The sequence below is a fragment of the uncultured Thiocystis sp. genome (assembly GCF_903866365.1).
In the GTDB taxonomy this organism is placed as follows: domain Bacteria; phylum Pseudomonadota; class Gammaproteobacteria; order Chromatiales; family Chromatiaceae; genus Chromatium.
The window spans coordinates 1-2,235 of record NZ_CAIPNF010000224.1; the positions used below are offsets into that span (position 1 = coordinate 1).

A 2,235-nucleotide genomic window follows, 5' to 3' on the forward strand; every position below is an offset into this window, starting at 1 on the left:
AAGGTCTATGCGAAAGGCGTTACCCTCACCAAAGGGGCCATGAAAAAGGTCGAAGCGCGCTTGGAGCGCAGCCCGACCTTGCCCAAATGGGACATCCTTATCCGGCCCGATTGCGGGTAAGTTCTTTCGCGTAAATCGCCTGAGTTGGAGGCCAAGATCATCAGCGCCACCATTGCTGGGAATAATCAGGGGCCGCAAATCGACCACTGGCGCCGTGAGTTGCTGGCGGCAATCCCTGATCTGGTCGTGCAGGCGCTCCCGGCGCCACACCGCAAGCAAGGGGCGGATATCGCCCTGCTGATGGCCTTGGGTGCTGAGCTGGAGCGGCATCTCCGCGAACGCGTGGTCGTGGTCATCGTTTCCCGCGACGACCTGCTCATTGGCGCCGCTGAGCACGCCAAGGCGCGTGGCTGCCGAGCGTTGATCGCCTATGCCGACGGGGAGATCCCGACGGCACGCAACGCCCACCTGACAACGCTGTTGCTACCCGCCGTCGCGAAAGCGAACCCGGTCGCTCGCCCGGTATCGGCCACCACCCAACCTGCGGTACCCGTCGTGACGGCGCCGGCGGTAACACCGACACCGACCTCAAAAGGCGAGGGCACGTCGGTCGCCGCGCAACTGCGCGCGATGTGCACAAAACAACCAGGCGGTGGCTATACCGCAACCGATGTGGGGCAGGCGTTGTTCAAACTCGGCTATGACAAAGCGGCGCGAGCGCGCTTCCTACAGTCCTTGCCAGGACTCACGACCCGCGGGACTGGTGCGAATAAGATCCTCGTCTTTTGATTGAATGTGCGTTCCTGCCGACTCGATGCACAGTCGCCGGTCGTAACCACATCGCCCCGCCAACCCATTAGGTGAAAGCTCACGATGTCGCCGGAAATTACTGAACAGAGGCCAGTCGCTGTTGTGCCAGTCTCCGGTGCGGAGCTACAACCTTTCGTCCTCAAGGATGCTCCAGCGCTGATCGAAGCGGTTTTTCCGGCGCAGAAGGTTTCCTTCGAGGCGCAGCGCGAGCGCAAAGCCGGCGCGGGTCAGACCCTGACGGCCTTGGGTTCCTATTGGAAGGGCCGCAAGCCGCTGATTCTGGTACGGGCGATCATCTTGGGCAGCCTGCTGCCGCGGACGGACGATCCTGAAATGGATCTGGAGATTTTCGAGCAGTTGATGGCCTTCGACACGGGCGGGCTGGCGCGACGCGAGCCGAAGATCAGCGTGACCGAGATTGCCCGGCGCCTGACGCTCGCGGATCCCTGGCGCTACTTCGCCGCGTCTTACGAGGACAAGGCGGTCGCGTCGGAAGACCTGGCCTGTCTGCGGTGTCCCTTTGAACCCGATGACTATCCTGGCCTATCCATCCGCTGGCGGCGTGACATCGATCAGGCCGACAAGCTGGACCTGCTGGCTCAAGCGCTGGCAACCTATCCCACCTATGAGGAGCGCGCCGGTCTGTGCAAGCGTCCGGAGGAACTGGATCCAGCCATCCTCTATGCTCCGATCTGGCCCGCCGTGAACGCGCATCTGAGCCGATTCGGCATCGCGGCGCACTCCCATCCGGAACTGGTCGAGCAACTCGGCATCCTGCGCTTCGGCCATCGTCCCAAGGTTGGCGACACCTTCTGCGGCGGTGGATCGATTCCATTCGAGGCCGCTCGGCTTGGCTGCGATGTCTACGCCTCGGACCTCAATCCCATCGCCTGCATGCTGACCTGGGGGGCGCTCAACATCATCGGCGCCGCGCCCGAGCAGTGCGCGGAGATCGAGCGGGCGCAGTGCGAGGTGGCCAAGAAGGTTGATCGTACCATCACGAAATTGGGCATCGAACACGACAGCGAGGGCAACCGCGCCAAGGCGTATCTCTATTGTCTGGAGACCCGTTGCCCGGAGACTGGCTGGATGGTGCCGATGGCGCCGAGTTGGGTGATCTCGAAGAATCGCAACGTGATTGCCCGGCTGGTTCCCGATCCAGCGAATAGGCGGTTCGATATACAGATCCTGACCGGCGTCCCGGCCACCGACATGAAGATGGCCGAGCAGGGGACGGTGCGCGATGGCAAGCTGGTCTATGAGTTGGACGGCAAGACCTACCGCAGGCCTTGATCATAACTCCGGCCAAGACTGACTGCTGCGCTTGGTGATCGGTGTTGGAGGAATTGGCAGGATCCCCGGACTTTCATACCCTTGGAAGTGCCAACTCACCAAGGGGTGTGAACGATGCCCAATGATCCTGCC

At 62.3% G+C, this 2,235-nt stretch carries 2 protein-coding genes; both read left to right on the plus strand.

The annotated features are described in order from the left end of the window. Positions 1 to 144: 144 nt before the first annotated feature. Entirely contained in the window at positions 145 to 789 is a 645-nt protein-coding gene (locus QZY07_RS12590) for an NYN domain-containing protein (RefSeq protein ID WP_295403095.1), read from the plus strand. Between the two features lie 123 nt (positions 790 to 912). Beyond that, a complete protein-coding gene (locus QZY07_RS12595; protein WP_363184155.1) occupies positions 913 to 2,103 on the plus strand; it encodes a DUF1156 domain-containing protein in 1,191 nt (396 codons plus the stop codon). Positions 2,104 to 2,235: the final 132 nt, after the last annotated feature.